We start from the raw sequence: 26792 nt of genomic DNA on the forward strand, positions 1-26792 counted from the left end.
CTGGAACCAGGTCGTCCGCATGATCCCGGCGCTCGTCATCGACGAGACGGGCGTGGACGAGGGCCTCCAGGCCTGGGCGAACGCCGTCGAGGCCGGCACCTCGGGAGCGTCGGACCGATGACCACCGCCACCCGCGACCTGGCGGGCCCGACGGCCCACCTCGCCGAGATCGCGCCCGGTCGGCGGGTGGAGACCGGCCCGGGGGCGACCGGCCCCTATGCCTACGACGCCTCCAACTACCGTGTCCCGCCGCGGGCCGTGGCCTTCCCGCACACCGCCGACGACGTGGTCGCGGTGCTGCGGGCTCGCGGTCTGACCTGGGTCAGCACCGGCCGGCTGTCCGTCGCCCGGCGGATCATGACCCGCACCTTCGTCGCCGTCGGCTTCAGCTGCGCCACCCAGATCGACCACCTCGCCGGTGACCGGGACATCCGCGCCCTGCACCTCGCCGAACTGCTCGACCCCGCCGCCGACCGACCAGGAGAGACAACATGACCGAGGTACTGACCCAGTTGTTCATCGGCGGTGCCTGGGTGGACGCCGCGGACGGCGCCACCATGCCCGTCGACGACCCCGCCACCGGCGAGATCCTCTGCCACGTCGCCGACGCCGGTCCCAAGGACGCCAGGCTGGCCGAGGAAGCGGCCGTCCAGGCGCAGGCCGAGTGGGCGCGCACAGCGCCCCGGGTCCGCAGCGAGATCCTGCGCCGTGCCTACGAACTCATCCTCGAACGCACCGACGAACTCGCCCACCTGATGACCTCCGAGATGGGCAAGCCGCTGGCCGAGGCCAGGGGCGAGGTGGCGTACGCCGCGGAGTTCTTCCGCTGGTTCTCCGAGGAGGCCGTCCGCATCGACGGCGGCTGCGGCACCCTTCCCGACGGGCGCAACCGCATGCTGCTCTCCCGCCGCCCGGTCGGCCCCTGCCTGCTGATCACGCCCTGGAACTTCCCGCTGGCCATGGGCACCCGCAAGATCGGCCCCGCCATCGCCGCCGGCTGCACGATGATCCTCAAGCCGGCCCCGCAGACCCCGCTGGCCGGCCTGGCCCTGGCCGGGATCCTCAAGGAGGCCGGCCTGCCCGACGGTGTGCTGAACGTCGTCACCACCTCCCGCGCCGGCGAGGTGTGCGAGCCGCTGCTGCGCGGCGGACGCATCCGCAAGCTGTCCTTCACCGGCTCCACCGCCGTCGGCCGGCTGCTGCTCGCGCAGTGCGCCGACACGGTCGTACGCACCTCGATGGAGCTGGGCGGCAACGCGCCGTTCATCGTCTTCGAGGACGCCGACCTGGATGTGGCCGTGGACAGCGCGATGATCGCCAAGATGCGCAACATGGGCGAGGCCTGTACCGCCGCCAACCGCTTCTTCGTCCATCGCTCGGTGGCCGGCGAGTTCGGGCGACGCCTCGCTGAGCGGATGGGTGCGCTCGTCGTCGGCCCCGGCACCCGGGAGGGTGTCGACGTCGGCCCGCTGATCGACTCCGCCGGACGCGCCAAGGTGGCGGAACTGGTCGCGGACGCGGTCGAGCGCGGCGCCCAGGTGCTGGTCGGCGGCCGCACGCCGGAGGGGCCGGGCTGCTTCTACCCGCCGACCGTGCTCACGGACGTGTCCCCCGAGAGCCGTCTGATGGACACCGAGATCTTCGGCCCGGTGGCCGCGATCCTGACCTTCGACGACGAGGACGAGGTCGTCTCCCGCGCCAACGACACCCCCTGGGGCCTCGTCGGTTACGTCTTCACCGAGGGCCTGGACCGCGCCCTGCGTGTCAGCGAACGCCTGGAGGTCGGCATGGTGGGCCTCAACACCGGCCTCGTCTCCAACCCCGCCGCCCCCTTCGGCGGCGTCAAGCAGTCCGGGCTCGGCCGCGAGGGCGGCCGGGTCGGCATCGACGAGTTCCTGGAGTACCAGTACCTCGCGGTGCCCGTGCGGTGACACTTCGCGTGAGGCCGCACATGAAGGGATGAATGAGTCTTCATGTGTTCCTGTATGGTGAGGGGCGCCTGACGCGCCCCCGCCAGAAGGACCCCCGATGACTTCCACCCTCACACCGCGGCCGGTCGACCGGGCGCGGCCCTCCCGTACCGGACCGGTGGCCCGGCGGCGTACCCGTGTCCTCGCCCTCCCCGAGGCGCGCTGGGCCGCCGCGGCCACCGTCCTCTTCCTGCTCGCGCTGCCCCTGCAGCTGACCGGCGCCCCCGCCTGGACCTGGGGCCCGCTGTACGCCCTGTCGTACGTCACGGGCGGCTGGGAGCCGGGGTGGGAGGGGCTCAAGGCGCTGAAGGACCGCACGCTCGACGTCGACCTGCTGATGGTCGTCGCGGCGCTCGGCGCGGCGGCGATCGGGCAGGTGATGGACGGCGCGCTGCTCATCGTCATCTTCGCCACCTCGGGCGCGCTGGAGGCCCTGGCCACGGCCCGCACCGCCGACTCCGTCCGCGGCCTGCTCGACCTGGCCCCCGCCACCGCCACCCGGCTGGCCCCGGACGGCGGCGAAGAGACCGTTCCCGTGGAGGACTTGGCCGTGGGGAACACGGTCCTCGTGCGCCCGGGGGAGCGCGTCGGCGCCGACGGCCGTGTGCTGGACGGCGCGAGTGAGGTGGACCAGGCGACCATCACCGGCGAGCCGCTCCCCGTGGCGAAGGAGCGGGGCGACGAGGTCTTCGCCGGCACCCTCAACGGCACCGGGGCCCTGCGGATCCGGGTCGAGCGTGACGCGTCCGACTCGGTGATCGCCCGGATCGTCCGCATGGTGCAGGAGGCGTCCGAGACCAAGGCGCCCACGCAGCTGTTCATCGAGAAGGTGGAACAGCGCTACTCGCTGGGCATGGTGGCCGCGACCCTGGCCGTCTTCCTGGTGCCGCTCGCCTTCGGCGCGCAGCTCACCGACGCGCTGCTGCGTGCCATGACCTTCATGATCGTGGCCTCACCGTGCGCGGTCGTGCTGGCCACCATGCCGCCTCTGCTGTCGGCCATCGCCAACGCCGGACGACACGGCGTACTGGTGAAGTCGGCGGTGGTGATGGAGCGGATCGGCCAGACCGACGCGGTCGCGCTCGACAAGACCGGAACGCTCACCGAGGGCAGCCCGCGCGTCACCGATGTCCTGCCGCTGGACGGATCCGGCCTCGACGAGGGCCAGTTGCTGACGCTGGCGGCAGCGGCGGAGCGGCCCAGTGAGCATCCGCTGGCCCGGGCGGTCGTCGAGGCGGCCCGCGAGCGCGGCCTCGACCTGCCCGACGCGGACGATTTCACGTCCACTCCGGGGGTGGGGGTGACCGCCGTCGTCGGCGGCCGCACGGTCGCCGTGGGCGCCCCCGACCGCCTGCTGGACCACGCCGTCGCGACCGCCGCGGAGCTCGAGGAGTCCGGCCGTACCGCCGTCCTGGTCGTCGTCGACGGCACCCCCGCAGGACTGCTCGGCATCGCCGACCGGCTGCGCCCCGACGCGGCGGCCACGGTCCGCGCGCTCACGACCCTCACCGGTACCGCCCCGGCGCTCCTCACCGGCGACAACCCCCGGGCCGCCGCCCGCCTCGCCGCCGAGGCGGGAATCGACGACGTGCAAGCCGGCCTCCTGCCGCAGGACAAGCTGGCCGCGGTCCAGGAGATGGAGCGCGCCGGCCACAAGGTGCTGGTCGTCGGGGACGGCGTCAACGACGCGCCCGCCCTGGCCGCCGCCCACACCGGCGTCGCCATGGGCCGGGCGGGCTCCGACCTCGCGCTGGAGACCGCGGACGCGGTGATCGTGCGCGACGAACTCGCCGCCGTCCCCGCGACCGTCGCCCTCTCCCGCCGAGCCCGCGAGCTGGTCGTGCAGAACCTCGTCATCGCCGGTGTGTTCATCGCCGGCCTCGTCGTCTGGGACCTGGCCGGGAACCTGCCGCTGCCGCTGGGCGTCGCCGGCCACGAGGGCTCCACGGTCCTCGTCGCCCTGAACGGTCTGCGCCTGCTGCGGGAGACGGCCTGGCAGCGGGCGGCCGCCCAGGGAAGTGGCTGACGGAGCGGCTTCAGCGCGGCGGCGGGCCGCTGCTGGCGCGCACCACGAGGTCGACGGGGACCAGGGTGTCCACCCGGGGCCGCTCCCCGGGCCCGTCGATACGGTCCAGCAGCAGACGCAGGGAGCGCGTGCCGATCTCCGCGAAGTCGGTGCGGACGGTGGTCAGCGGGGGCAGCAGATGCGCGGCCTCGGGGATGTCGTCGTAGCCCACGACGCTGACGTCCCCGGGGACGGACCGCCCGGACTCGTGCAGGGCGTGCAGCAGCCCCAGGGCCATCTGGTCGTTGGACGCGAACACGGCCGTCACCTCCGGGCGTCGGGCCAGCCGACGGCCCAGCTCGTAACCGGTGTCCGCACTCCAGTCACCGACGAGCGGAGCCGGAACGTCGGCACCGGCCGCCTGCAGCGTGGCCTGCCAGCTAGCCCGCCGGTGGTCGGCGGAGGTCCAGCCGGCCGGGCCGGCGATGTGCCAGACGGTGGTGTGGCCCAGAGCGAGCAGGTGCTCGGTGGCCTTGCGGGCGCCGGTGCGGGAGTCGCCGGTGATCAGGGGAGTGTCGTCGCCCAGGGCGTTCTCCAGCACGACCAGGGGAGTGCCCAGGTCGGTCTCCGCCAGGGCCCGGCCCACCCACTGCTGCGGGGCGATCGCGATGACGCCGTCCGCGCCCTCGGCCGACAGCCGGTCGACGGCCTCGACGACGGTCGCGTGGTCGGCCGTGTCGAGCGCGATGGAGCTCACGAGGTAACCGGCGTCCTGGGCCGCCGTGTTGATCGCGGTCAGGATGGACGCGGGCCCGTACCGGGCGGCGTCGAAGGAGATGACCCCGAGCATCCGGGTCCGGCCGCTGGCCAGCGACCGTGCGCTGCGGCTGGGCCGGTAGCCCAGCGTCCGCATGGCGTCCAGGACCGCCGCACGCGTCTCGGGACGGACGGCCGGGTGGTCGTTGAGCACCCGGGAGACGGTCTGCTTGGAGACGCCGGCCAGCCGGGCCACGTCGGCCATCACCGGCCGCGTCCCCGCGAAGTTGCGCCTGCTGCGGCCCTTGGGCACAGGGCTGTCGGTGGCGCTCGGTGTCATGGCGGGGGAGTCCTCGAGGTCGGGAACGGCGGTCCTGGCCCGCCCGGCTGGAGCACAGCATAGGCCGGGCGGCACGCGCGGGGCTCTCGGCCTGCCCGGGCCGTCCACGCGCGCGTCGCCAGCCACTCCGCGTGCCGGGTCCCGGCCGCCCGCCGGGTGTCGCCGACCCGCCCCGGCACGTGCACCGGGGCGTTCGCGGCCACCTTCCGGCGCCCATCCCGCCCGCCTTCATCTTCAGCAGTTCCTCCTCCCACTCCCCGTGCCTGCAACGCGAGTAGTGCAACTCCCCGGAGACCGGGAACCAGGGGCGTCCGCCACAGGTGAGCCGGCCGCTGGTGATCCCGATCCGGTCGGAGACGCCGGGCGGGGACCGCGCGGCACGTGCGTCACCAGGTGTTCTCCGGCCCGAGGTCCGGCGTGTCGGTGAGCTGGGCGCGCGTGGCGGTGGTGCCGTGCAGTTCCAGCAGGACCAGCTCGTTCGCACCGGGACGCAGCACGGGTGCGGGAACGTAGAGCGTGCGCTGCGGCCCGCGGTTCCAGTAGCGGCCCAGGTTGAAGCCGTTGACCCACGCCTGCCCCTTCGTCCAGCCGTGGAGGGAGAGGAAGGTGTCGGCGGGCGTCTCCACCTCGAAGGTGCCGCGGTGGAACGCCGGCACGGTGACCGCCGCCTCGCCGGCCGGGGGGAACGGCACCGCGGCCGGATCGTCCAGCGGCAGCGGGTGGCTGTCCCAGCCCCGCAGGACGGTGCCGTTGAAGGAGACCGGTCCGAGCAGGCCCTTCGGTGCGCTGATGCGCGGTCCGTAGTTGACGCCGCCCATGTTCTCGACGAGCACCTCCAGCCGGGCGCCGGGGCGGGGGACGCGCACGGGCAGTGTCTCGTCGTGGCGTTCGCGCTCCAGCACGCCGACCGGGGCACCGTCGACGAAGACCTGGGCACGGTCGCCGACCCCGCCGGCGAAGTGCAGCAGGCCGTCCCCCGGGGCGGGGAGGGTGGTGCGGTAGAGCACGTAGCCGGTGCGCTGCCCGAGCTCGCCCATGGTCAAGGGGCCGTCGGCGTGAACGGGACCGGCGAGTGTGGCGGCAAGCGGCAGCAGAGGCGCCCGGTTGTTCAACTCGACGTCGGTCGGCGGGAGTTTGGGACCCGGAGCCGGGACGGGCTCGTCGGGAACGGGCGCATGGCGGGCGATGACCTCGCGGAAGGCGTGGTACTTCGGTCCCGGGTCGCCGCACTCGGTTAGCGCCGCGTCGTAGTCGTACGACGTGACGGTCGGTGTGTAGGCGTGCTTGTGGTTGGCGCCGTTGGTGAATCCGAAGTTGGTGCCGCCGTGGAACATGTAGATGTTGACGGACGCCCCGGCGGACAGCAGCCGGTCCAGGTCGGCGGCGGCGTCGGCCGCGTCCCGCACATGGTGGGGACCGCCCCAGTGGTCGAACCAGCCGATCCAGAACTCGGCGCAGAACAGCGGGCCTTCGCTCTGGTGCTCGCGCAGCCGGCCGAGGGCCTGCTCGACCCGACTGCCGAAGGTACTCGTGGCCAGGACCCCCGGCAGGCCTCCCGCGGCCAGGTGCTCGGGATCGGCCTGGTCGCAGGTGAACAGCAGCTCCTCGACGCCCCGGGAGCGGAACGCGTCGGCCAGGTGCTTCAGGTACGGGGTGTCGTCGCCGTAGGCCCCGTACTCGTTCTCCACCTGCACGGCGATCACCGGCCCGCCCGCCGCGGCCAGGTGCGGCCGGAGCACCGGCAGCAGCCGGTCGAGATAGCGGTCGACGGCTCCGGTGAAGCGGGGATCGCTGGTACGCAGCCCTACATCCGGGTCGGAGGTCAGCCAGTCGGGCAATCCGCCGCCGTCCCACTCGGCACAGATGAACGGCCCCGGACGCAGCAGCACGTGCAGGCCCTCGTCCTGGGCGAGTCGGAGGAACCGGGGCAGGTCGAGGAAGCCGTCGAGCACGAGCGGCCCCTCGGGGTCGGGCTGGTGGTGGTTCCACGGCAGGTACGTCTCCACCGTGTTGAGACCCATCAGCCGCGCCTTGCGCAGCCGGTCGGCCCACAGGTCGGGGTGGACGCGGAAGTAGTGCAACGCGCCGGAGATGATCCGGAACGGCTCGCCGTGCAGCAGGAATCCGTCGGGCGTGGTGGTCAGAGCGGGCATGCGGAGGCTTCCCTTCGGGACAGCGGGAGTCAATGGGCACGGGTGCTGCGGATCAGCCAGAGCGTGGCGGCCAGGCAGAGCGCCGAGACGGCGCACAGCAGAAGCGGCACCGCACGGACCCCGGACCATTCGATGGCCTTGCCCAGGGCCGGCCCGGCGGCGACACCGCCGGCCATGGAGGCCGCGATGACCAGGGCGCCGGCCCTACGGGCCCGCGGTGCGGCCCGGTTCAGCCAGGGCAGGCCGGTGGGGAAGATCGGCGCGATGAACAGACCGACACCCGCGTAGGCGTAGGGCGCGAGCGCCGGTACGGACGCGGCCAGCAGACACACCGTCATACCCGCGCAGGAGACGGTGATGATGGCCTGGGCGGAGAAGCGCAGCGCGAGCGGGGCGACCAGGAAGCGGCCCACGGTCATCATCAGCCAGTACACGGACGTGGCGGTGGCGGCGACGCCCGCGCCGTAGCCGACGGCCTCCAGGTGCGTGGGCTCCCAGCCGCCGACACCGGCCTCGATGCCGACGTGCAGCACGTACAGCCCGACGAAGACGGCGAGCACCGAGCCGAGGCTCCGCCGCAGAACCGGATCACCGCGCGTGTCGCTCCCGGCCGGGACCGGCGCGTCGTTCCGTACGCCCCTCAGGCACAGCAGCAGTGGCAGGTTGGCGAGGGCGAAGCTCAGGAAAACGGCCGGGTAGTGCTCGGCGCCGACCGCGCCGATCAGGGCGGGGCCGAGGATGGCGCCGATGCCGAAGTGGGCGTTGAGGATGTTCAGCATCGCGGTCGAACGGTGACCGAAGCCGATGGCGAACAACTGGTTGAGGCCGTAGTCGATCCCGCCGAAGCCGAGCCCGGCGAGCAGGGCAGCGGCCAGGGCGAGCGACCAGTCGGATGCCAGCGCGAAGCCCCCCGCGCCCACCGCCATCAGCAGATAGGAACTGCCGAGGATCTGCCGGTTGCCGACCCGGCCGTAGAGCCGGTCGAACAGCAGCACGCCGGCCACACCGCCGACGAAGTGCGCGCTGAGCCCCAGCCCCGCGGCGGACGGGGACAGTCCGAACTCCTCCCGGAAACCGGGGATCCCGGGCCCGTACAGGGCCTGCAACGCGCCGATGAGCACGAAGCCCACGCAGGAGGCGACCACGGCGGCCTTGCTGAAGACGGCAGCCGGCGGGGTCGGTGAGGAGGGAGCGGCTAGCTGTGCGGTGGGCTGGTCGGTCACGCGGACTCCGGAGGACGGCCCACTGGAAGAGGGTGGGCGGAGGACACAGTCGCGTACGACGGAGACAGAGGTGATGTTACCGGTAACATGCCGGGCGTCAACACTGCTCGGCGCTGCGGGAGTTGTCGTCGCCCCGGTTCACGGGATGCGCCCGACTCCCGGCGTCCACCGACTCGGCCCGTTCGAAAAGGTCTGGTCAGGCTGTTATCGGTTGCTGATCCAATCGGCCCCCGACGGGTCGGCCGAACCGCCTCCGGCCGGTGCCTGACCAGCCGGGACCCGCTCGAACGTATCCTGCGTGATCTCAGGGAACGCGTCGACGCAAGGGAAAGGGACCCCGGCATGGCCGTCATCCACCGCACCACGCTCAAGCCGACCAAGCTCGAGCTGCTCACCTCCTGGCTGCCCTCCCGCCCCTGGTACCGCGCTGGCACGACGGCACCGCAGCTGGCCAAAGCCGGCGGGTTCCGGCTCGACGACCCGCAAGGTGAGGTGGGGATCGAGTTCATGGTCGTCACCGACACCTCCAGCCCCCACCCGACCGCCTACCTGGTTCCCCTCACCTACCGCGGTGCCCCGCTCGACGGGGCGGAGCAGGCTTTCGTGGGCACCATGGAGCACGGTGTGCTCGGACGGCGCTGGGCCTACGACGGGTGTCAGGACCCGGTGATGGCCGCACAGTTGGCCGCCTTGATCGAGGGGCGGGTGCAGGCCCAGGACCAGAACAGCAGTGATGTCCCCGACCGTGAGGTCACCGCCTCCCTCACCGGCGAAGGCCCCATCCCTTCGGACTTCGCCGCCGCCGTCGACGACCGGAACGGCACCCGGCTGACCACACCGCACGGCACGACCCTTCACCTGCACCGGGTCCTCGAACCCGCGCCGGACGGTCCGTTCTCTCCTTCGCGGGCAGTCACCGGTCGCGTCACCGGCACCTGGCAGACACCGGACGGCACCCGTGCCAAGGGTGTCTTCGCCGTTCTGCACACCGGCCTGCCGGCCTAGAGGGGTCTTTGCCAACGACGGGTGTCAGAGGGTGGCGATGCCTCGCCGGGCCTTCATCCTGTTGACTGCGCCCTCGAGGGTGTTCCGTTCCCCTTCTATACCCGCACCTTCTTCAGGTCAGGGATGAACCGCGAGCCGGCCGTCGCCCGGCCCGCCGTCGTCACGAACTGGATACGCACCCTAGACCCATCTCGAACGGAGCTCGTCACGCAGGCGCCGGGCCACCTGGCCCATGAGGGCGTCGGCGCCCGGCTGCCTGCCGGCGGCCACCCGTGACTCCGTCAGGACGGCCACGGCATAGGTCTGGCCGTCGGCGTGTTCGACTACGCCGACCTCGTGGCGCAGGTTGAGCAGCATGCCTGTCTTGGACGACCACGTGGAGGAGTCGGAGTCGAAGTCCGGGCCGAGGCGGTTGCGCACGAGGTTGTTGGCCATGAAGCCGCGCACCCGCGCCGCGACGTCGGGGTGGATCGCCGGGGGCTCGGCGCCCTCAGTACCGGGCCGCGACCGCCAGAGTGCCTGCAGGAGGTCGACGAAAGCCCGCGCCGTCCCGGTGTTGGCGCGTGAGACGTCGAGTTGCGGCACCCGGTGGCCGCGCCCGGGGGTGCCGGCGTCGATCGCGAGGGCGTGCGCGAGGTGTACGTCCGCCGGGTCGAAACGCTCCACCGGGGTTTCCATCAACTCGCGCATGGTGTGCCGGACGGCGATGCCGCGCAGCCCGAACTCGTGCAGGACCGCCCCGACCCGGTCGGGCGGGGTGAGTGCGAAGAGAGCGTCGGCGGCGCCGTCGAGTTCCCCGCGCCGGATGCGTTCCAGTGTCACCAGGGCGAGCGGGATCTTCACGAGGGAAGCGACGGGTAACTCGATGTCGGGGTCGATACCGATCTCGTCGCCCGTCTCCAGGTCCCGGACGAGGAACGAGCCGTACAGCCCGCCGTCGCGCAGCGTCCGGCGAAGCTCCCCGAGCAGCCTCTCGGTACCCGTGGTCATGCGGCTGCCTCCGGCATCGATCTGTCGCCCGACGAACTCCTCACGCACCTTGATGACATCGTGACCCACACCGACGAGGAGCAGGACTTCGACGCCGATGACGCAATTCCCGGCGAGATCGGTGCCACCTGTCTGTACGCGGTGTACGACCCGGTCTCCGGTACGTGCTCAATGGCCGGCAGGAACGACCCCGAGCCCGAGGTTCTGGCCCGCGTCGACGAGGCCGTCGAGAGCGCCAGGGCCTTCGTCCGCCGCTTCGACCCGGAGCTCGTCGTCCTCTACGCGCCCGACCACTACAACGGCTTCTTCTACAAGGAGATGCCCCCGTTCTGCCTGGCCACCGAGGCCCACGCGGTGGGCGACTTCGGTTCCCAGGGCGGGCCGCTGTCGGTCGACACCGAGGCCGCCAGGACGCTGTCCAAGGGGGTGCTCGACCGCGGCATCGACCTCACCGTCTCGGCCCGGATGACCGTGGACCACGGCTTCGCGCAGCCCCTGGAGGTGCTCTTCGGCGGTATCGACCGCGTGCCGGTGGTGCCCGTCTTCGTCAACGGCGTGGCGACCCCGCTCGGCCCGGTCAGCCGTATCCGCGCTCTCGGCACCGCGGTCGGTCAGGCCGCGGCCGCCCTGGACAAGCGGGTGCTGTTCGTCGCCTCCGGTGGTCTGTCCCACGACCCGCCGGTGCCGGTGCGCGAGGGCGCACCGCCCCGGGTCGCCGACGCGCTCATCGAGGGAAACCCGCCCACCCCTCAGCAGCGTGCGAAGGGCGAGGAGCGGGTCGTCCAGGCCGGCCGCGACTACGCCGCCGGGTCGACGAAGATGATCCCGATCAACCCCGCCTGGGACAACCTCCTCCTCGACCATCTGGAGCGCGGCGACCTCGCGGAGTTCGACTCCTGGACCGTCGATGACATGGCCGCACAGGGCGGCGGCTCCGCCCACGAGGTCCGCACCTGGATCGCGGCGTACGCCTCCCTCGCGGCGACTGGCAAGTACGAGATGACGTCTCGCTTCTACGAGGCCATCCCCGCCTGGATCGCCGGATTCGCCGTGACCACGGCGGAAGGGCGGTGACCGGCATGGCAGTCACACCCGTCGAGCTGGCGGCTGCCCGGCTCGCCGCCGCCTTCGCCGAGGGACGGCCCGTGGTCCCGGTACGCGATCTGCTCGGTACACAGGACATCGACGCCGCGTACGCCGTACAGCAGGAACTCACCCGCAGCAGAGTGGACAGCGGTGCGGTCGTCGTCGGCCGCAAGATCGGCCTGACCTCCCCGGCCGTCCAGCGCCAACTCGGCGTCGACCAGCCTGACTTCCTGGCCAACGCCCACCGGCTCGCGCCCTTCGGAAAGCGGCTCATCGACCTCACCCCCGCCGCCATCGGCCCGTTCGTCGTCCCGCCCGTCAACCTCGACGAGCACCTGGCGGCCGGCGCGGACAACCTCAACATGGTCACCTGCGGCGGCCAGGCCACCATCCCCATGGTCGCGGCCATCTCCGCGGTGACCGACGTCCACTATGCGGAGATCGTCGCCTCCATCGCCTCCAAGTCGGCGGGGCCGGGCACGCGCGCCAACATCGACGAGTTCACCGAGACCACCTCCCACGCCATCGAGAACGTCGGCGGAGCGGCCCGCGGCAAGGCGGTCATCATCCTGAACCCTGCCGAACCCCCGCTGATCATGCGAGACACCGTCTTCTGCCTCATCGGGGACGCGGACCACGACGCCATCCGGGCCTCAGTCAAGGACATGGCGGCGCGGGTCGCGCAGTACGTGCCGGGCTACCGCCTCAAGCAGGAGGTGCAGTTCACCCCGATCGTGGGCTGGATCAACGACTTCGACTACTCCGGCGACCCACGCGGACTGCACACCCCGCTCGGCTCCCACATCCGCCGGATGAACCCGCGCGACACCAAGCTCACGGTCCTCACCGACGTCAACATCCGCCGCATCATCCGGCGCGGCACCTCCTACGGCACCTCTCTGCCCCAGGATCGCCTCAAGGACGACGGCACACCGCGCGGCCTGGACTTCATCGCCCTCGGCGCACGGGCCATCGACAACGTCGAGTTCCTCCAGAGCGAATGGGTCGGCTCCGGCAACTTCATGGGCCTGGGCAAGGAGAAGGACCCGATGATCTCGCTCCAGGACAAGGGCGCCTACTTCACCGTGCCCGGGACCCCGCCCCGCCGGGTGCAGAACATCCAGTCCTTCAACACCCTCCTCGGCGGCGAGTACTTCTTCATGCCCAGCCTGTCCGCCATCCGCTGGCTCAGCAGCAACTGACCCCCCACCCCGCGCGAAGGCACTGCCCATGACCTCGTACGTCCGCTACAGCCCCGACCTCGAACAGCCCTTTCCGGACGAGGACGAACTCGTCCGCCAGGTCGTCGCGGCCATGGGCAAGGCCAACCAGCAGGTCGCCGACAAACACCGGCACGGCCTGCGCGACGCCCACGCCAAGAGCCACGGCGTCCTCGCCGGCGAGCTGCGCATCCAGCCCGACCTGCCCGCCCACCTCGCCCAGGGCCTCTTCGCCGCACCGGCCACCCACCCGGTGATCGTCCGCTTCTCCTCCGCCCCCGGCGACCTGCGCTCCGACCAGGTGCCCGTCCAGCGCGGCCTCGCGATCAAGGTGATCGGCGCCCCCGGGCCCCGCGCCCTCGACGACGGCTTCACCACCCAGGACTTCCTCCTCGTCAACCACCCCACCCTGCCCTTCGGCAACATCGCCGAATACGCCAAACTCCAGGGCATCCTGGAGAAACAGCCCGGCCAGAGCGACCAGCAACTCCAGCTCACCGGCGCAGCCGCCCGAGTGGCCGCCAAGGCCCTCACGCGCGTCGGACGCCCGCTACCGCCTGCCGTCGAGACCCTGGCCGCCGCCAACGACCACATCCTCGGCGAGACCTTCCACTCCATGGCCGCGCTGCGCTACGGCGACCACGTGGCGAAGATGTCCGCCGCGCCCCGCTCGGCGAACGTCAAGGCCCTCACCGGCAGCCACGTCGACAAGAAGGCCGGCGAGTCGGCCCTGCGCGACCTCGTCACCGACTTCTTCGCGCACAACAGCGCCGAGTACGACATCCGCGCCCAGCTGTGCACGGACATCGACCGGATGCCGGTGGAGGACGCCTCGGTCCTGTGGCCCGAGGAACTGTCACCGCACCAGACCGTGGCCGTGCTGCACCTGCCCGCCCAGGACGCCTACAGCGACGCCCGCCGCCGCTACGCCGACGACGTCCTTTCCTTCAGCCCCTGGCACGCCCTGGAGGCCCACCGCCCGCTGGGCTCCATCATGCGCTCCCGCCGCGCCGCCTACCCCGCCTCCAGCGACTTCCGCCACCACTACAACGGCATCGAGCCGCAGGAGCCGTCCGACATCAAGGAGCTGCCCGCCTGACGAGGTCCCGACCGGCCCCGGATGCGTCTGGGGCCGGTCGGGACTCGCGTGCCAGAATGGAGAGGTCCATTCTCCGCCCTGGCTTCTTCGAGGTTCCTTTCGTGTCCCAGCCCGTCGGCCGTGTGCCCCAGCGACGCAACGCCCGGTCCAACCGGGCGCGCATCCTCGCCACCGCCCGCCAGGAGCTCGGCCGGAACCCCGACATCACCCTGGAGGAACTCGCCCGCGCCGCCGGCGTCGTACGGCGCACGCTGTTCGGGCACTTCCCCGGCAGGGCGGCACTCCTGGACGCGCTGGCAGAGGAGGCCACCGAGGCGCTCCAGGCCGCCGTCGCGGTCGGCGCGGAGGTGACGGAACCGGCCGACCGGGCGCTCGCCCACTTCACGTTGGCGCTCTGGCCCGTGGGCGACCGCTACCGGATGCTCCTGGCGCTGGCCCGAAGAGACCTCGGCATGGACCGCGTCGCCGGGATCCTGGAGCCCGCCCGGGTCAGGGTCACGGCCATCCTGGAGCAGGGACAACGGGACGGAGTCTTCCACACCCACCTGCCGGCCCCGGTGCTGAGCGTCGGCCTGGAGGCGATGACGGTCGCCCTGCTGGAGGAGGTCAACACCGGGGCGCTGGAGGACGACGGCACCCGGGTGGCCGTCACCACGCTCATCGCGGCCGGTGTGCCGGAGAAGCGGGCGCAGATCGTCGTCGACGAGATGGCCGCCACCGAGGCGTGAGTTCGCCCCCCACAGTTCGACGTGACCCCGATGCGAAGCGCCGGGGTCTTTCCCGCCCCCGCGCCAGCGTCGTGGCGATGCGGTAGTGCCGGGCCAGCGCCGCCACGTCATATGGGTAGGTCCACTCCGCCCGCCGGACCGGGTCCCGAGGGGCAGGACCAGATCTTCGACGATGCGCACCTCCTAGCGAAACACTTGGCCGGACCGCGCAGTTCGTCGAGGCCGACCTGCATGCCTTGGAACACATTCGGCGGAATCGGGACGGCAAGCGCCGCCTTGCCGTGGTTGAGGTCATCCAGATGCGCGTTGAATTCTCGTTCCCTGATCAGGTCCACGGGCACAGGCGACTACCACCGGCACGGCCGAACTACCTGGACATACCTCGGCTCGGAACTCCTCCAGGGCGTGTTCCGACGTCCCATCCGTGATCTGCTGACGGGGCTCAGCGAGAGCGCCGTCGTCCCGCCCGGGCTCCCAGCCCTTGAATGGTGCCTGCGCAGTGCGCTCCACCGCGAGCAGCCCGGCGGACGCGTGTTCAAGACGAGCCGCAGCCCCGTGGAACTGCAAGGGCACGGACGCGGCACATTGGCCGGCCACCCGCATGGCCAGACGCCGCCAGGCACACGCTTCCACCGCCTCGGCCTGCACCATCGCAACCCGGTTGAGGATCACCAGGGCCAACGGAACGCCGAACGAAGCGGTCGTCACGGACGAGAAGACAATGGTGAGGAACGCCTTGTCCGCCCAGAATCCCGCGTGATCTCGCCACCAGCCCAGGCCGAGCAGCGCCATGCCAACCATCCGCAGCGCCGCCCACGGCACTCAACCGCGCGGCGTCTCTTCTCAGATCCCCCCGCACCTGCCCCGCCCCTCCCCGAACGGCTTGATCACCAGCTCCCCGACGCTGCACCGCCCAACTCGGCGTCAAGCCAGTGGGGCCAAACCAAGCCGCCCCCGAAACCACCCCATAGCGCCTGATCTTCGACAATCATCCTGGAACTGGTCCCGGTTGGGGTCACCTATGAGGGTCCGCTGAACGCCACCCCAGCCACCCGGGACGGACAGCGAAAAAAGGGGGACGGTGCCGGGTGTCCCCTCCCGGCACCGTCCCGGGGCCGTGCGCCGCTCAGGCACAGCCCGTCCTGGGGGTGGAGGAGGCCGGAATCGGGGTTCCGGCCTCCGGTGTACAGGGCTCAGGCGCCCACGGTCTCGGTCTGCTCCTCGGTCACAGGCGTCGCTTCTTCCTCACCGTGCTTGGCGGTGTGCTTGCGGCCGGGCAGGACGGCGATGACGATCAGGGTCCCGGCGGCCATGATGATGCCGCCGATGAGGCTGGTGTGGGCGATGGCGTGGGCGAAGGACTCGTGCACCGCTCCCAGCAGGGTCTGGGCCTGCTCGGCGCCGCCCTGGGGGTTCTTGGCCACCTGCTCGGCGACCGCGATGCCGCCGCCGACGGAGTCCTTGGCGACGTCCATGGCCTCGGCCGGGAGGTGGCCGCCGACCATGTCGGTGAGCTTGTCCTTGTAGGACGTGGCCAGCAGCGAGCCGAGGATGGCGATGCCCAGGGCGCAGCCGAGTTCCAGGGCGGTGTCGTTGGCGCCGCCGGCGACGCCCAGCTCCGACTCGGGGAAGGAGCCCATGATGGTGTCGGTGGCCGGGGACAGGCTCAGGCCCATGGCGAAGCCGAGCAGCAGCAGGGGCGTGAGGAAGTCGGTGTAGGTCGAGCCCGTCTCGATCCGGGTGAGCAGGAAGACGCCCGCGGTGCCGATGACCATGCCGGTTCCGACCACGATCTTCACGCCCAGCTTCGGGGCGAGCTTGCCGGTAACCGCGGCGCCGACGAAGACCGCACCGGCCAGTGGCAGCAGGCGGATGCCGGTCTCCAGGGCGTCGTAGCCGAGGACGAACTGGAGGAACTGGGTGGAGTAGTAGATCGAGCCGAAGGTGCCGAAGAAGAAGAACAGCACTGCCATCATCGAGCCGCCGAAGGGGCGCTCGGTGAACTTGCGCACGTCCAGCATGGGGTTGGGGTGCTTCAACTCCCAGGCGACGAAGGCCAGCAGGCCCACGCCGGCGACGACGGCCGCGGTGATCGGGCCGGTGCCCCAGCCGAAGTGCGGGCCCTCGATGGTCGCGTAGACCAGGGAGCCGACCGACACGATCGACAGCAGACCGCCGACGTAGTCGATGCGGCCCATGCCCTCCGCCTTCGACGGCGGGACCAGCAGCAGCGCGCCGACGACGCCGAGGACGGCGACGGGGACGTTCATCAGGAAGGTCGAGCCCCAGGCGTGGTTCTCCAGCAGCCAGCCGGCGGCGAGCGGGCCGGCGGCGATGGCGAGGCCGGAGGTCGCGGACCAGGCGGTGATCGCCTTGGCTCGCTCGGCGCGCGGGAAGATCGCGACCAGCAGCGAGAGCGTGGCCGGCATGACGACGGCGGCACCGACGCCCATGATCGCGCGGGCTGTGATGACGAGGTTCGTCTCATCGACCAGGCCGCCCATCACCGAACCTCCGGCGAAGATCAGCAGACCGAGGACGAGCGCGCCGCGGCGGCTGTACTTGTCGCCGATCGCGCCCAGCACCAGCATCAGCGCGGCGTAGGGGACGGTGTAGCCGTCGATGACCCACTGCAGGTCACTGCTGGACAGCCCCAGGTCCTTGGTCATGTCGGGGGCGGCCACAACCAACGACGTGTTCGCCATGACCACGATCAGCAGGCTCAGGCACAGGACCAGCAGCGCCCACCAGCGCCGATGGTAGGGCTCCGTCATCTTCTCGACGGGCATGTTCGGAAAGAGCGGCATGGTCAGGCTCCTCAGCAGGAGGCGAAGCGCACGCTTCGGGGTGCGGAATCGATAGATCGGTGCACGCGGGGCCAAGAGGGGGGCCCGGCACCAGGGGCAGCTAATTGCCCGTTGATGTGCAGACTAGTTTATTGCCCGTGGACGTGCAACTATCGAGTCGCCCTCCCCGCCCATCGGAGGTTCGACATGATCCACGCACACTTGACAGCCGCCCCGGAGCGCAGCCGAACCCTGCTCACGCGCGCCCGCATCCTTGAGGCGGCCAGGCAGGAACTCGGACGCGACCCCGACAGCAGCCTCGGTGACATCGCCGAGGCGGCAGGGGTGGTGCGCCGTACGGTCTATGGCCATTTCAGCGGCCGGGCCGCACTGATGGAGGGGCTGGTGGAGGAGGCCACGTGGGCCTTGCGGCAGGCGCTCGCGGTCCCGCGTGTGCCGGTGGCGGATGCCGTCACGGAGCTGGCGCGCTTCGTCCTCGCGGTGTGGCCGGTCGGAGATCGCTACCGCACCCTGCTCCGCCTCGCTCCCCAGGACCTCGGGGCCGATCGGCTCGCTGAAGTCCTGGCCCCCGCTCGGGACATGGCGGAGGCGATCATCGGCCGTGGGCAACGGCAGGGCGCCTTCCAGACCGGCATCCCCCCGGTCGTCCTGACCCGGGCGCTGGAGGGACACCTGCTAGGGCTTCTCGACTGCGTGAACAGCGGGGTCTGGAGCGACGACGGCACCGGCACCGCGACCGCCGCCCTGATCGCGATGGGCGTGGCAGGAGACAGCGCTGCTGCGTGCGTCCGCGGGTTTGTCCGGCCCGAGGGCGACGCCGCGTAGGTGCGCACTTCCCAAGCACCACTCGAAGAGGAGAACCGTGTATCAGTCCCACCGCGACGAGGAGTACGTCGGCGAGCCCTACTACGGCGACGGCTCCGTGTACGTGAGCCCTCCGACCCGGACCAGACGACGCATGATCATCGCTGCCTCGTCCCTGGTGGTCCTGCTGGTCGGCGGAGTCGCGGTCGACCGGATCGCCGCTGTTCGCGCGGAGAGCCGTACGGCCAAGGCGTTCCAGGACGGCATGGGAACCGCCGATCGGCCGTCGGTGCACGTGAGGGGATTTCCCGTACTGAACCAACTGGCTGCGGGCAGCCTGGACCATGTCGACCTGACCGCCCACGACATTCCGGCCGGCGGTACCACCCGGCCGCTCCCGGTGACGAGGCTGACGGTCGGGATGGACGGGCTGAAGACGTCGGGGAGCGCCGACGAGGCTCACGCGGACGGCGTCACAGCGACCGCGTTCCTGTCGTACGCGGACGTGTCGAGGGCGCTCGGCGTGCAGGTGTCACAGGGGGACGAGTCCGGCCGGGTCGACGCGACCGCGAGTCTGCCGCTCGTCGGCGACGTGACCGTGAGCGCGGCCGTCTCGGCGGCCGGCGGCAACCACATCGCCTTCACGGACGTACGCGCGGAGCAGGGCGAACTGCTCCCGCCGCTGAAATCACTGCTCGACAAGGCCCTGGACGAGCCCATTCCGCTGCAGAACGTGCCCGAAGGGCTCCGGCTGCGGTCGGTCACCACCAGCGAGGACGGAATCGACGCCCGCTTCACCGGCCGCTCGGTCACGTTCCGCCCGGACTCGTCGTCCGCGTGAGGTCAGGGGGCGTCAGGCAAGGGGCGTCGGGCGACCTCGTGGGCGTCGTCCGCGGGCAGGCCCAGCATCCGCAGGACCATCTCGGCGAGGTTGACCGCGGCCTCGTCGCCGTCCACGTCGGGGTGGGTGAACCGCAGTTCCACCAGTGACAGCAGGGTTCCGCCCAGTGCGGACAGGGCGACCACGGGGTCGAGGGCAGTGAAGCGGCCGGAGGCGATGCCGACCTGGAGATCACGCAGGGCGCGTCGGGCCAGTCCCTTGCCCGAGTGGATGTGCGCGAGGCCGCGGCGGCGCAGGACCTGCATCAGCTCCGGGTGGGAGTCGGCCATGCGGGCACTGAGCCGAAAGCCGCCCGCGACCCGCTCCGCCGGGTCGTCGACCCCCGTCAGACGCTCGTCGAATTCCTGCGCGAACTCCTCGAGGGCGTCGATCACCGCCGCCTCGAACAACTCCGCCTTGGAGTCGAAGTGGTTGTAGAAGGAGCCGAAGCCCACGTCCGCGCGCTCGGCGATCGCCTGGATGCTCGCGCTGGTGTCGCCGGTCTCGGCGAGTATCTGCCGGGCCGCTCGCACGAGAGCTCCACGGGTCTCTGCGCGACGTCGCTCGAACCGGTTGCTGGGCGGGGCTGACGTAGACATGCGCAGAAGTCTAACGGTTACCCGATGCAGATCGCAGTCCTGATGAATTCATCATTTCCTGCAGCGAACGCCTTGACGACGGAACTGTCACAGTTGATGATTTCCTCATTGCGGCAATGTTGCTCGGAGGGCACCATGTCTGAAACACGCGTCAACGGGGACGTCATCACGGCCCACCAGGACCTCCACAGTGAGCAGGGCGCCCTGCGCGGCGAACACCCCGGCCGCTCCCGGAACCCCGTGATCAAGGTCGCGGACCTGGCCTGGCTGGAGTTCGAGAAGCCCGACCTGGACCGGGCGGAGGTCTTCGCCCGCGACTTCGGTTTCGGCGTCGCCGCCCGCACCGAGAGCGAGCTGTGGCTGCGGGGCAGCTTCGCGGGCTCGCCCTGCATGGTGATCCGGCGTGGTCGTACGTCCCGTTTCATCGGTCCGGCGTTCCGCGCCGCCGAGCGGGGTGACCTGGACCGGCTGGCCCGCGCGACGGGCAGGGACGTGCGGGACGCCGACGTTCCCGGGGGCGGCAAGGGCGTCGACCTGCTCGACCCCTCCGGCTTCCCCGTGCGGGTCGTGCACTGCGGCGAACAGCTCCCCGCCCTGCCGGAACAGCAGCCGCTGCTGCTCAACTTCGGTACGGATCACCGGCGTACCAACGCCGCCCAGCGGCCGCCGCGCGAGCCGTCCCGCATCCAGCGGCTCGGCCACGTGGTGCTGGAGACGCGGGTGTTCGGCCGGGCCCTGGACTGGTACCTGGACACCCTCGGGATGATCGTGTCCGACTTCCTGTTCCTGGACGGGCAGCGCGACCGCGGCCCGACGATGGCGTTCATCCGCTGTGACCTGGGCGGTGTGCCGGCCGACCACCACACCCTCGCGATGCATCTGGGGCCGGGCACGGGGTACGTCCACTCCGCCTACCAGGTCACCGACCTCGACTCCATAGCCGCCGGCGGCGAGTACCTCAAGGAGCGCGGATACAAGCGCAGTTGGGGCATCGGCCGGCACATCCAGGGCAGCCAGCTCTTCGACTACTGGCGCGACCCCGACCACTTCATGCTGGAGCACTTCGCCGACGGTGACCTGTTCTCCTGCGACGTCGAGCCGGGCTGGGCTCCGATGTCGACCAGCGGTCTCGCCCAGTGGGGCCCGCCCGCGACTCGTGACTTCCTCGGCGCCAGTCCCTCCCCGCAGCGGGTCCGCGATGTCATCGAGGCCCTGCGCGGCGACAACGAGATGGACCCGGCACGACTGTTCGGCCTGCTCAAGGCCGCCAACTCCTGAACCTCCGCCCGCCAATCCCCTGACAAAGGCACTGACATGAGCACCAATGTCCTGCGTACCGCCGACGGCTGGTGGGTCGTCCGCGGTGACCGGGCCGTCCCGGTCGACACCAAGGCCGTCACCACCGCCGAGCTGCTGACCGACCGTGAAGCCGTCCGTGAGGCCGCCGTCTCCGGCGAGCCGGGCACTCCGATCGCCGATCTGGTGGCGCTCTCGCCGGTCACCACGCCCTGCCGGGTGGTCGCCCAGATGGTCAACTACCGCAGCCACGCCCGCGATTCGGGCTTCACCGGCGACATCCCTCCCGCCTTCTTCCGCAAGGCGTCCGGCTCAGTCAGCGGCCCCGGCGACGCCGTCGTCCGCCCCTCCCACGTGAAGTTCCTCGACTACGAGATCGAGCTCGGCCTCGTCATGGGCGCGCCGCTGCCCGTCGGCACCGTCGTCGAGGAGCGGGACCTGCCGTCGTACGTCGCCGGACTGGTGATCACCAACGACGTCAGCGCCCGTGAGGTGCAGCTGACCAAGACGCAGTTCTACGAGAGCAAGTCGTACCCGACCTTCACGCCGACCGGTCCGTACCTGTCGTTGCTGGAGCCGGAGGACTTCGCTCATCTCCTGGACCTGCGGCTGAAGTTGAGTGTCAACGGCGAGCTGCGCCAGGACCGCACCCTGGCCGACATGATCGTCCGCCCGGCGCGGGCGCTGACCCTGCTGGCCCGCTTCCAGACCCTGGACGCCGGCGACCTGCTGCTCACCGGTACTCCCGGCGGCACGGCCCTGAAGGCCCCGCCGAAGGCCGTCGAGAAGATCGGCGCGCTGCTGCCGCCCGCCGTGAAGTGGAAGGCCTTCTTCAAGAGCCAGGCCAAGAACCCGCACTACCTGAACCCGGGCGACGTGATCACGGCGACGATCGCGACCCCCGACGGCCGCATCGACCTCGGCGAGCAGCGCACGCACGTCGCGGCCGCGAACTGATACCCGAGGTGAGCCACACATGACCGTCGATGAAGCCGCACGTGTGCCCGTCGTGATCGTCGGGGCCGGGCCGGTGGGCGTGACCGCCGCCCTTCTCCTGGCCCGGCGCGGAGTCCGCAGTGTCGTCCTCGAACGCCACCGGGATGTCTACCCGCTCCCCCGCGCCGTCGCCAATGACGACGAGATCCACCGGATCCTCCAGGCCGCGGGCGTCGGAGAGGAGTTCACCGCGATCTCCCGTCCGGCCAACGGGCTGCGGCTGCTGGATGCCCGGCACCGGGTGATGGCCGAGTTCCGGCGTTCCCAGCACGGCCATCACGGTTATCCGCAGTCCAGCATGTTCGACCAACCCGAGTTGGAACGCGTGCTGCGCGACGCCCTGGCCCGGCGCCCCGAGTGCGAACTGCGCGGTGGTGTGGAGGTCACCGGCGTCGGTCCGGACACCGCGGGCCCCGTCCGCGTGACCTACCGCGACGACGCCGGCGATCACGAGCTGTGGGCCGAGGCCGTCCTCGGCTGCGACGGCGCGGGCAGCCTCACCCGTGAAGCCATCGGCGGCGCCTGGGAGGACCTGCGCTTCGAGGAACGCTGGAAGGTCATCGACGTCGACACGACGGGCCCCGTCCGCTGCTGGGAAGGCGTCGACCAGGTCTGCGACCCGGCCCGGCCGGCCACCTTCATGCGTGTGAGCGAGAGCCGCTACCGCTGGGAGTTCCGGCTCGGGGAAGGACGGGAGACGGTCCGTGAGCTGGTCGCCCCGTGGCTGCCGCCCTCGTACGACGGGGACTTCGTGGTGGTCCGCGAGACGCAGTACACCTTCCGGGCCCGCGTCGCCGACCGCTGGCGCAGCGGACGGGTCTTCCTGCTCGGCGACGCCGCCCACCTCACCCCGCCGTTCATCGGACAGGGCCTGTGCTCGGGGCTGAGGGACGCCTACAACCTCACGTGGAAACTCGCCCGCGTCCTTCAGCAGGGCGGCGACGAACGGCTGTTGGACACCTACGAGAGCGAACGCAGGCCGCACGCCCGGCATGTGGTCCGCCTCGCGGTCGCCATGGGCTGGGCCATGACCGGCGGCCAGGACGGCGCCGCCGCGATCCGCCGCCGGGCGCTGGCCGCGGCCTGCCGCATACCCGGCCTGACCGAGCTGGCCGGCCGCGACCTCAGCCCGCCCCTCACCGCCGGGCTCCTGGTGCGGCGCGGGGTCCGCCGGGGCCTGGCAGGCACGCACTGCCCCCAGCCGTGGGTGAACGTCGGCGGACGGCATACCCGTCTCGACGAGGCGCTCGGCGACTCCTTCGCTGTGCTGACCGCCGCCGAGCCCGGCCCTTCCCTGACCGCGCTCGCGCACGGTCTCGGCGTGCACGCGATACCGGTGGCCGACCTCGGCGACGACGGCACCCTCACCGCCTGGCTGCGCGGCGGACGCGCGGACGCGGTCCTGCTGCGGCCCGACCGCGTCGTGATGGACGTCATCCCCTCGGGCGGCCGCGACTTCACGTCGACCGCCGCCTGGGCCTCCCTGCTGCACACCACCCGAAGCCCTGTCCCTTCCGAACGGAGGGCCCCGAAAAGCCTGTTGAGGAGTACGACGCGATGAGCACGCCCTTCTTCACACCCGATCCGCAGACGGCGGCCGCCAGTCGCATCGCGGACTTCGCCCGGCTCCAGGGCATGGACCCGGAGGACTACGCCGCCCTGCATCAGTGGTCTGTCACCGACCTGGAGGGCTTCTGGGGCGCGGTGTGGGAGTACTTCGACATCAACGCCGACACCCCCTACGAGCAGGTGCTGGCCGAGGAACGCATGCCCGGCGCCCGCTGGTTCACCGGCGCCACCCTCAACTACGCCCACCATGCCCTGCGCAACCTCGCCGACGACCGACCCGCGATCATTGCCCTCGACGAGACCGGCTCCGGATACGAGGTGACCGGCGCCTTGTTGCGTACCCTGGTGGCATCCGTGGCCGCCACCCTGCGCGACCTCGGCGTCGGCAAGGGCGACCGGGTCGTCGGCTACCTCCCCAACACCCCGCACGCCATCGTCTCGTTCCTCGCCGCTGCGAGCCTGGGCGCCGTGTGGTCGGTGTGCGGTCAGGACTACGCCCCCAAGGCCGCCGCCGACCGGTTCGCCCAGCTGGAACCCACCGTGCTGATCGCCGCCGACGGCTACCTCTTCAACGGCACCACCCACGACCGCCGCCACGCCGCCCTCGAACTCGCCCAGGCGCTGCCGACGTTGAAGGCGACCCTGCTGGTGGACCACGTCGGCCTGCCCTGGCCCTCGCAGGCCTACCCGTCGCTGGTCGTCCCCTGGGAGGACGCCTCGACCCGCACCGAGCGACTCGACTGCGTACCGGTCCCGTTCGACCATCCGCTGTGGGTCGTGTTCTCCTCCGGCACCACCGGCCTGCCCAAGGGCATCGTCCACGGCCACGGCGGCGTGCTCCTGGAGCACCTCAAAACCCTGGCGCTGCATTCGGACTTGGGCCCCGGCGACCGCCTGCTCTGGTACACCACCACCCACTGGATGATGTGGAACCTGGTCGCCTCCACCCTCCTGACCGGCGCCACGACCTGCACCTACGACGGCAGCCCGGCCCCCTACACCAAGGTCGACCGCCTCTGGGAACTGGCCGCCCGCCACCGGGTCACCGTGTTCGGCACCAGCCCCCAATACCTGCTCGGCATGGCCAAGTTCGGCATCGACCCCTCCGCGCACGGCCTCTCGGCGATCCGGGTGGTCGGCTGCACCGGCTCCGCGCTGCCGGCCTCCGCCTATCCCTGGGTCCGGGATCACGTCGGTGACCGCGTGCTGCTGGCTTCCATCAGCGGCGGCACGGACGTCGTCTCCGGCTTCGCGGGCAGCGCGCCCAACACCCCCGTCTGGGCCGGAGAGCTGTCGGCTCCGAACCTGGGTGTGGCGCTGGCCGCGTACGACGCCGAGGGCTTCCCCGTCATCGACCAGGTCGGCGAGCTGGTCGTCACCCGCCCCATGCCCTCGATGCCGCTGTACTTCTGGAACGACCCGGAGGGCACGCGCTACCGCGACGCCTACCTCTCGGCGTACCCCGGGGTGTGGCGGCACGGCGACTGGATCACGGTCACGGGGCACGGCTCGGTGATTATCCACGGCCGCTCCGACTCGACGCTCAACCGCAACGGTGTACGGCTCGGCAGCGCCGACATCCACGATGTCGTCGAACGCCTCCCCGAGATCACCGAGGCCCTCGTCATCGGCGCGGAGGAACCCGACGGCGGCTACTGGATGCCCCTGTTCGTGGTCCCGGCGGCCGGGGTGACCCTGGACGACACCCTGCGCGAGAAGATCCGCGACGCCGTCCGCACCGGCGCCTCACCCCGCCACGTCCCCGACGAAGTCCTCGAAGTGCCGGGCATCCCGCACACACGCACCGGCAAGAAGCTGGAGGTCCCGATCAAGCGGCTGCTCCAGGGAGCCGCGGTGGAGCAGGTCGTCAATCCGGCCACTGTGGACAGCCCCGAACTCATCGACCACTACGTCCGGCTGGGCGCCGAGCGCCGCAAGGGCAGGTCCGCCTCATGACCACCGCGCTCGCTGTCGCCCTGTCTCTGATCTTCCTTCCGCTAGGGCTGGCGAAGCTGGCCTCGGCGCCGTTCATGCGCCAGGCGGCGGCCCATCTCGGCTTGCCGGTACGGCTCTACCGCGTCGTCGGCGCCCTGGAGGTGGCCGGGGTCGCCGGACTGCTGACGGGGCTGACCTGGACGCCGCTGGGCGTGGCCGCAGCGACAGGCCTCGCCCTGCTCATGGCCGCCGCGGCGGTGGTCCACCTGCGCCACGGCGACCCGCCGCCCCGAGCCGTCCCGGCCGCCGTAATGGCCCTGATCTCCTTGACATACGCGGCAACGGCGATGACGTCCGGCTAACGCGTTCTGGACGGCCGGGCACGGGCGGCGGCCCCCTGTGAGGGGGCGGCCGCCCCTCCCCGGCTCCGCGTGGGCTGCCATCGCACATCGGCCTCCCCCTCCCCCCCTCCGGTCGGCCCTGGACGCGCTGGGGTTGGTCATCGGCGTCGTGGTGCAGGCCGCCTCGGCCCACGACAACACCGCCGGCACCGCAAAGGTGGATTGTGGAGCAGGTCAACGGCGTTGTACCGCCGTCTGGCCCGTGAATACGACCACCGGCCCGGCACCTCTGCCTCACGGATCTAGTGGGCCTCCATCGCGAACATGACCCGCTGCCTCACCGCCCCGGGTCCGGCCTGGCGCGACACTCTCGAGCTGGCTGCGTGAACGTCATCGAGCTCCTGGCGGACCTCCAGGCGCTGCACGAGAAGGCCACGGCCCGGGCCGGTGAACTACACGCCCAGATCAAGCACTTGACCGCCGCCTTGGTCGAGATCGAAGCACGACTCACGGACTGGCGACCACCCGGCAAGTCATCGCCGAACTCGCACCGACCCAAGAAGACTCCGATCGAGCACGGCCTGCTGCCGCTCGTTGAGGCCCCTGTGCATACGGTGCTCCCGTAATTTCCTGGGGCGTGCTGCCCCGGACACAATGCCCGTCGCTTTCGCAGGAATTCCGGGTGTCACGAGAGAACCCTCGTTCGGATGAGGCGTCCTGTGCGGCCCATTTACAGGGAGAACACGTTTGAACGAGGCTGTCGATGAAGGAGTGAACGACGTGGTCCGGTGCGAGCATCCGGGTGAACCAGCGCTCGCGCAGCTCGCTTTCAGCACGTCGACGACAAGGCCGGCGCGGTGGTGGTCGGCCATCGAGTAGCGACGATCCATCGGGTAGCAGACCCCTGCTCATCTCAAACCGTGCTGGATTCGTGCTGGGAAAGACGAGAGCGCCCGTGCTGGGGCTTGCACTGTCCAGATTCCCGCGGCG

At 71.2% G+C, this 26792-nt stretch carries 22 protein-coding genes and 1 pseudogene; 16 read left to right on the plus strand and 7 right to left on the minus strand.

Annotation, left to right across the window (positions count from 1 at the left end):
- The first annotated feature begins 117 nt into the window (after positions 1-117).
- The 3 genes from IE97_RS0135835 to IE97_RS0135845 all read left to right on the plus strand — a co-directional run bounded on the left by IE97_RS0135835 (position 118) and on the right by IE97_RS0135845 (position 3996).
- The gene (locus IE97_RS0135835; RefSeq protein WP_030250794.1) at positions 118-495 is read left to right on the plus strand and encodes an FAD-binding oxidoreductase; all 378 of its coding nucleotides are present in this window, start codon (positions 118-120) and stop codon (positions 493-495) included.
- The gene (locus IE97_RS0135840; RefSeq protein ID WP_030250797.1) at positions 492-1931 is read left to right on the plus strand and encodes an NAD-dependent succinate-semialdehyde dehydrogenase; all 1440 of its coding nucleotides are present in this window, start codon (positions 492-494) and stop codon (positions 1929-1931) included. The genes IE97_RS0135835 and IE97_RS0135840 overlap by 4 nt, the downstream gene beginning before the upstream one ends.
- A 97-nt stretch (positions 1932-2028) precedes the next feature.
- A complete protein-coding gene (locus tag IE97_RS0135845; protein ID WP_030250800.1) occupies positions 2029-3996 on the plus strand; it encodes a heavy metal translocating P-type ATPase in 1968 nt (655 codons plus the stop codon).
- A gap of 10 nt (positions 3997-4006) precedes the next feature.
- On the opposite strand, the gene IE97_RS0135850 is transcribed toward IE97_RS0135845, so the two are convergent.
- From IE97_RS0135850 to IE97_RS0135860, 3 genes are all read right to left on the minus strand, one after another.
- Positions 4007-5071, minus strand: coding sequence for a LacI family DNA-binding transcriptional regulator (locus tag IE97_RS0135850; RefSeq protein WP_030250811.1), 1065 nt, complete (start codon positions 5069-5071; stop codon positions 4007-4009).
- A gap of 386 nt (positions 5072-5457) precedes the next feature.
- On the minus strand, positions 5458-7224 hold the full coding sequence (locus tag IE97_RS0135855) for a glycoside hydrolase family 35 protein (RefSeq protein ID WP_030250820.1): 1767 nt from the start codon (positions 7222-7224) through the stop codon (positions 5458-5460).
- 29 nt (positions 7225-7253) lie between these two features.
- Positions 7254-8447, minus strand: a complete 1194-nt coding sequence (locus IE97_RS0135860; protein ID WP_030250823.1) for an MFS transporter — start codon at positions 8445-8447, stop codon at positions 7254-7256.
- Positions 8448-8789: 342 nt separating this feature from the next.
- Between IE97_RS0135860 and IE97_RS0135865 the strand changes: the two genes are divergently transcribed.
- On the plus strand, positions 8790-9452 hold the full coding sequence (locus IE97_RS0135865) for a maltokinase N-terminal cap-like domain-containing protein (protein ID WP_030250825.1): 663 nt from the start codon (positions 8790-8792) through the stop codon (positions 9450-9452).
- 180 nt (positions 9453-9632) lie between these two features.
- Here IE97_RS0135865 and IE97_RS0135875 read toward each other — a convergent pair whose 3' ends face one another.
- Positions 9633-10442: a serine hydrolase gene (locus IE97_RS0135875; RefSeq protein WP_030250826.1), complete on the minus strand. Its 810-nt coding sequence runs from the start codon at positions 10440-10442 to the stop codon at positions 9633-9635.
- A gap of 60 nt (positions 10443-10502) precedes the next feature.
- Here IE97_RS0135875 and IE97_RS0135880 point away from each other — a divergent pair, with 60 nt between their 5' ends.
- From IE97_RS0135880 to IE97_RS0135895, 4 genes and pseudogenes are all read left to right on the plus strand, one after another.
- Positions 10503-11516 carry a 3-carboxyethylcatechol 2,3-dioxygenase gene (locus IE97_RS0135880; protein WP_420706167.1) on the plus strand — a complete coding sequence of 338 codons (1014 nt, stop codon included), beginning with the start codon at positions 10503-10505 and terminating at the stop codon, positions 11514-11516.
- Positions 11517-11761: 245 nt separating this feature from the next.
- Positions 11762-12262 (plus strand): annotated as a pseudogene (locus IE97_RS41815) (acetylating acetaldehyde dehydrogenase); the annotation flags it as partial.
- A gap of 496 nt (positions 12263-12758) precedes the next feature.
- Entirely contained in the window at positions 12759-13847 is a 1089-nt protein-coding gene (locus IE97_RS0135890; RefSeq protein WP_030250835.1) for a catalase family protein, read from the plus strand.
- Positions 13848-13948: 101 nt separating this feature from the next.
- On the plus strand, positions 13949-14575 hold the full coding sequence (locus IE97_RS0135895; protein WP_030250837.1) for a TetR/AcrR family transcriptional regulator: 627 nt from the start codon (positions 13949-13951) through the stop codon (positions 14573-14575).
- A gap of 291 nt (positions 14576-14866) precedes the next feature.
- On the opposite strand, the gene IE97_RS0135900 is transcribed toward IE97_RS0135895, so the two are convergent.
- Positions 14867-15367 (minus strand): hypothetical protein, encoded by a 501-nt coding sequence (locus IE97_RS0135900; protein ID WP_158708392.1) that lies wholly within the window; start codon positions 15365-15367, stop codon positions 14867-14869.
- Positions 15368-15768: 401 nt separating this feature from the next.
- On the minus strand, positions 15769-17382 hold the full coding sequence (locus IE97_RS0135905) for an MFS transporter (RefSeq protein ID WP_030250843.1): 1614 nt from the start codon (positions 17380-17382) through the stop codon (positions 15769-15771).
- Between the two features lie 186 nt (positions 17383-17568).
- Here IE97_RS0135905 and IE97_RS0135910 point away from each other — a divergent pair, with 186 nt between their 5' ends.
- Positions 17569-18207, plus strand: coding sequence for a TetR/AcrR family transcriptional regulator (locus tag IE97_RS0135910; RefSeq protein ID WP_037845324.1), 639 nt, complete (start codon positions 17569-17571; stop codon positions 18205-18207).
- Positions 18208-18244: 37 nt separating this feature from the next.
- Positions 18245-19027: a DUF2993 domain-containing protein gene (locus IE97_RS0135915; RefSeq protein WP_030250847.1), complete on the plus strand. Its 783-nt coding sequence runs from the start codon at positions 18245-18247 to the stop codon at positions 19025-19027.
- A 2-nt stretch (positions 19028-19029) separates the two neighbouring features.
- On the opposite strand, the gene IE97_RS0135920 is transcribed toward IE97_RS0135915, so the two are convergent.
- The gene (locus IE97_RS0135920) at positions 19030-19665 is read right to left on the minus strand and encodes a TetR/AcrR family transcriptional regulator (RefSeq protein WP_030250849.1); all 636 of its coding nucleotides are present in this window, start codon (positions 19663-19665) and stop codon (positions 19030-19032) included.
- Positions 19666-19800: 135 nt separating this feature from the next.
- On the opposite strand from IE97_RS0135920, the gene IE97_RS0135925 reads away from it, so the two are divergent.
- The 6 genes from IE97_RS0135925 (at position 19801) to IE97_RS0135950 (ending at position 26428) form a co-directional block, all read left to right on the plus strand.
- On the plus strand, positions 19801-20943 hold the full coding sequence (locus IE97_RS0135925) for a VOC family protein (RefSeq protein WP_030250858.1): 1143 nt from the start codon (positions 19801-19803) through the stop codon (positions 20941-20943).
- Positions 20944-20979: 36 nt separating this feature from the next.
- Entirely contained in the window at positions 20980-21918 is a 939-nt protein-coding gene (locus tag IE97_RS0135930) for a fumarylacetoacetate hydrolase family protein (protein WP_030250863.1), read from the plus strand.
- 19 nt (positions 21919-21937) lie between these two features.
- Positions 21938-23518: a bifunctional 3-(3-hydroxy-phenyl)propionate/3-hydroxycinnamic acid hydroxylase gene (locus IE97_RS0135935; protein WP_030250866.1), complete on the plus strand. Its 1581-nt coding sequence runs from the start codon at positions 21938-21940 to the stop codon at positions 23516-23518.
- Positions 23515-25482 (plus strand): acetoacetate--CoA ligase, encoded by a 1968-nt coding sequence (locus tag IE97_RS0135940; protein ID WP_030250870.1) that lies wholly within the window; start codon positions 23515-23517, stop codon positions 25480-25482. Before IE97_RS0135935 ends, IE97_RS0135940 begins: the two co-directional genes overlap by 4 nt.
- Positions 25479-25823, plus strand: coding sequence for a DoxX family protein (locus tag IE97_RS0135945; protein ID WP_030250875.1), 345 nt, complete (start codon positions 25479-25481; stop codon positions 25821-25823). The genes IE97_RS0135940 and IE97_RS0135945 overlap by 4 nt, the downstream gene beginning before the upstream one ends.
- 362 nt (positions 25824-26185) lie before the next feature.
- On the plus strand, positions 26186-26428 hold the full coding sequence (locus tag IE97_RS0135950; RefSeq protein WP_030250879.1) for a hypothetical protein: 243 nt from the start codon (positions 26186-26188) through the stop codon (positions 26426-26428).
- Positions 26429-26792 lie beyond the last annotated feature (364 nt).

Source organism: Streptomyces sp. NRRL S-455, assembly GCF_000717875.1.
Classification (GTDB): Bacteria; Actinomycetota; Actinomycetes; order Streptomycetales; family Streptomycetaceae; genus Streptomyces.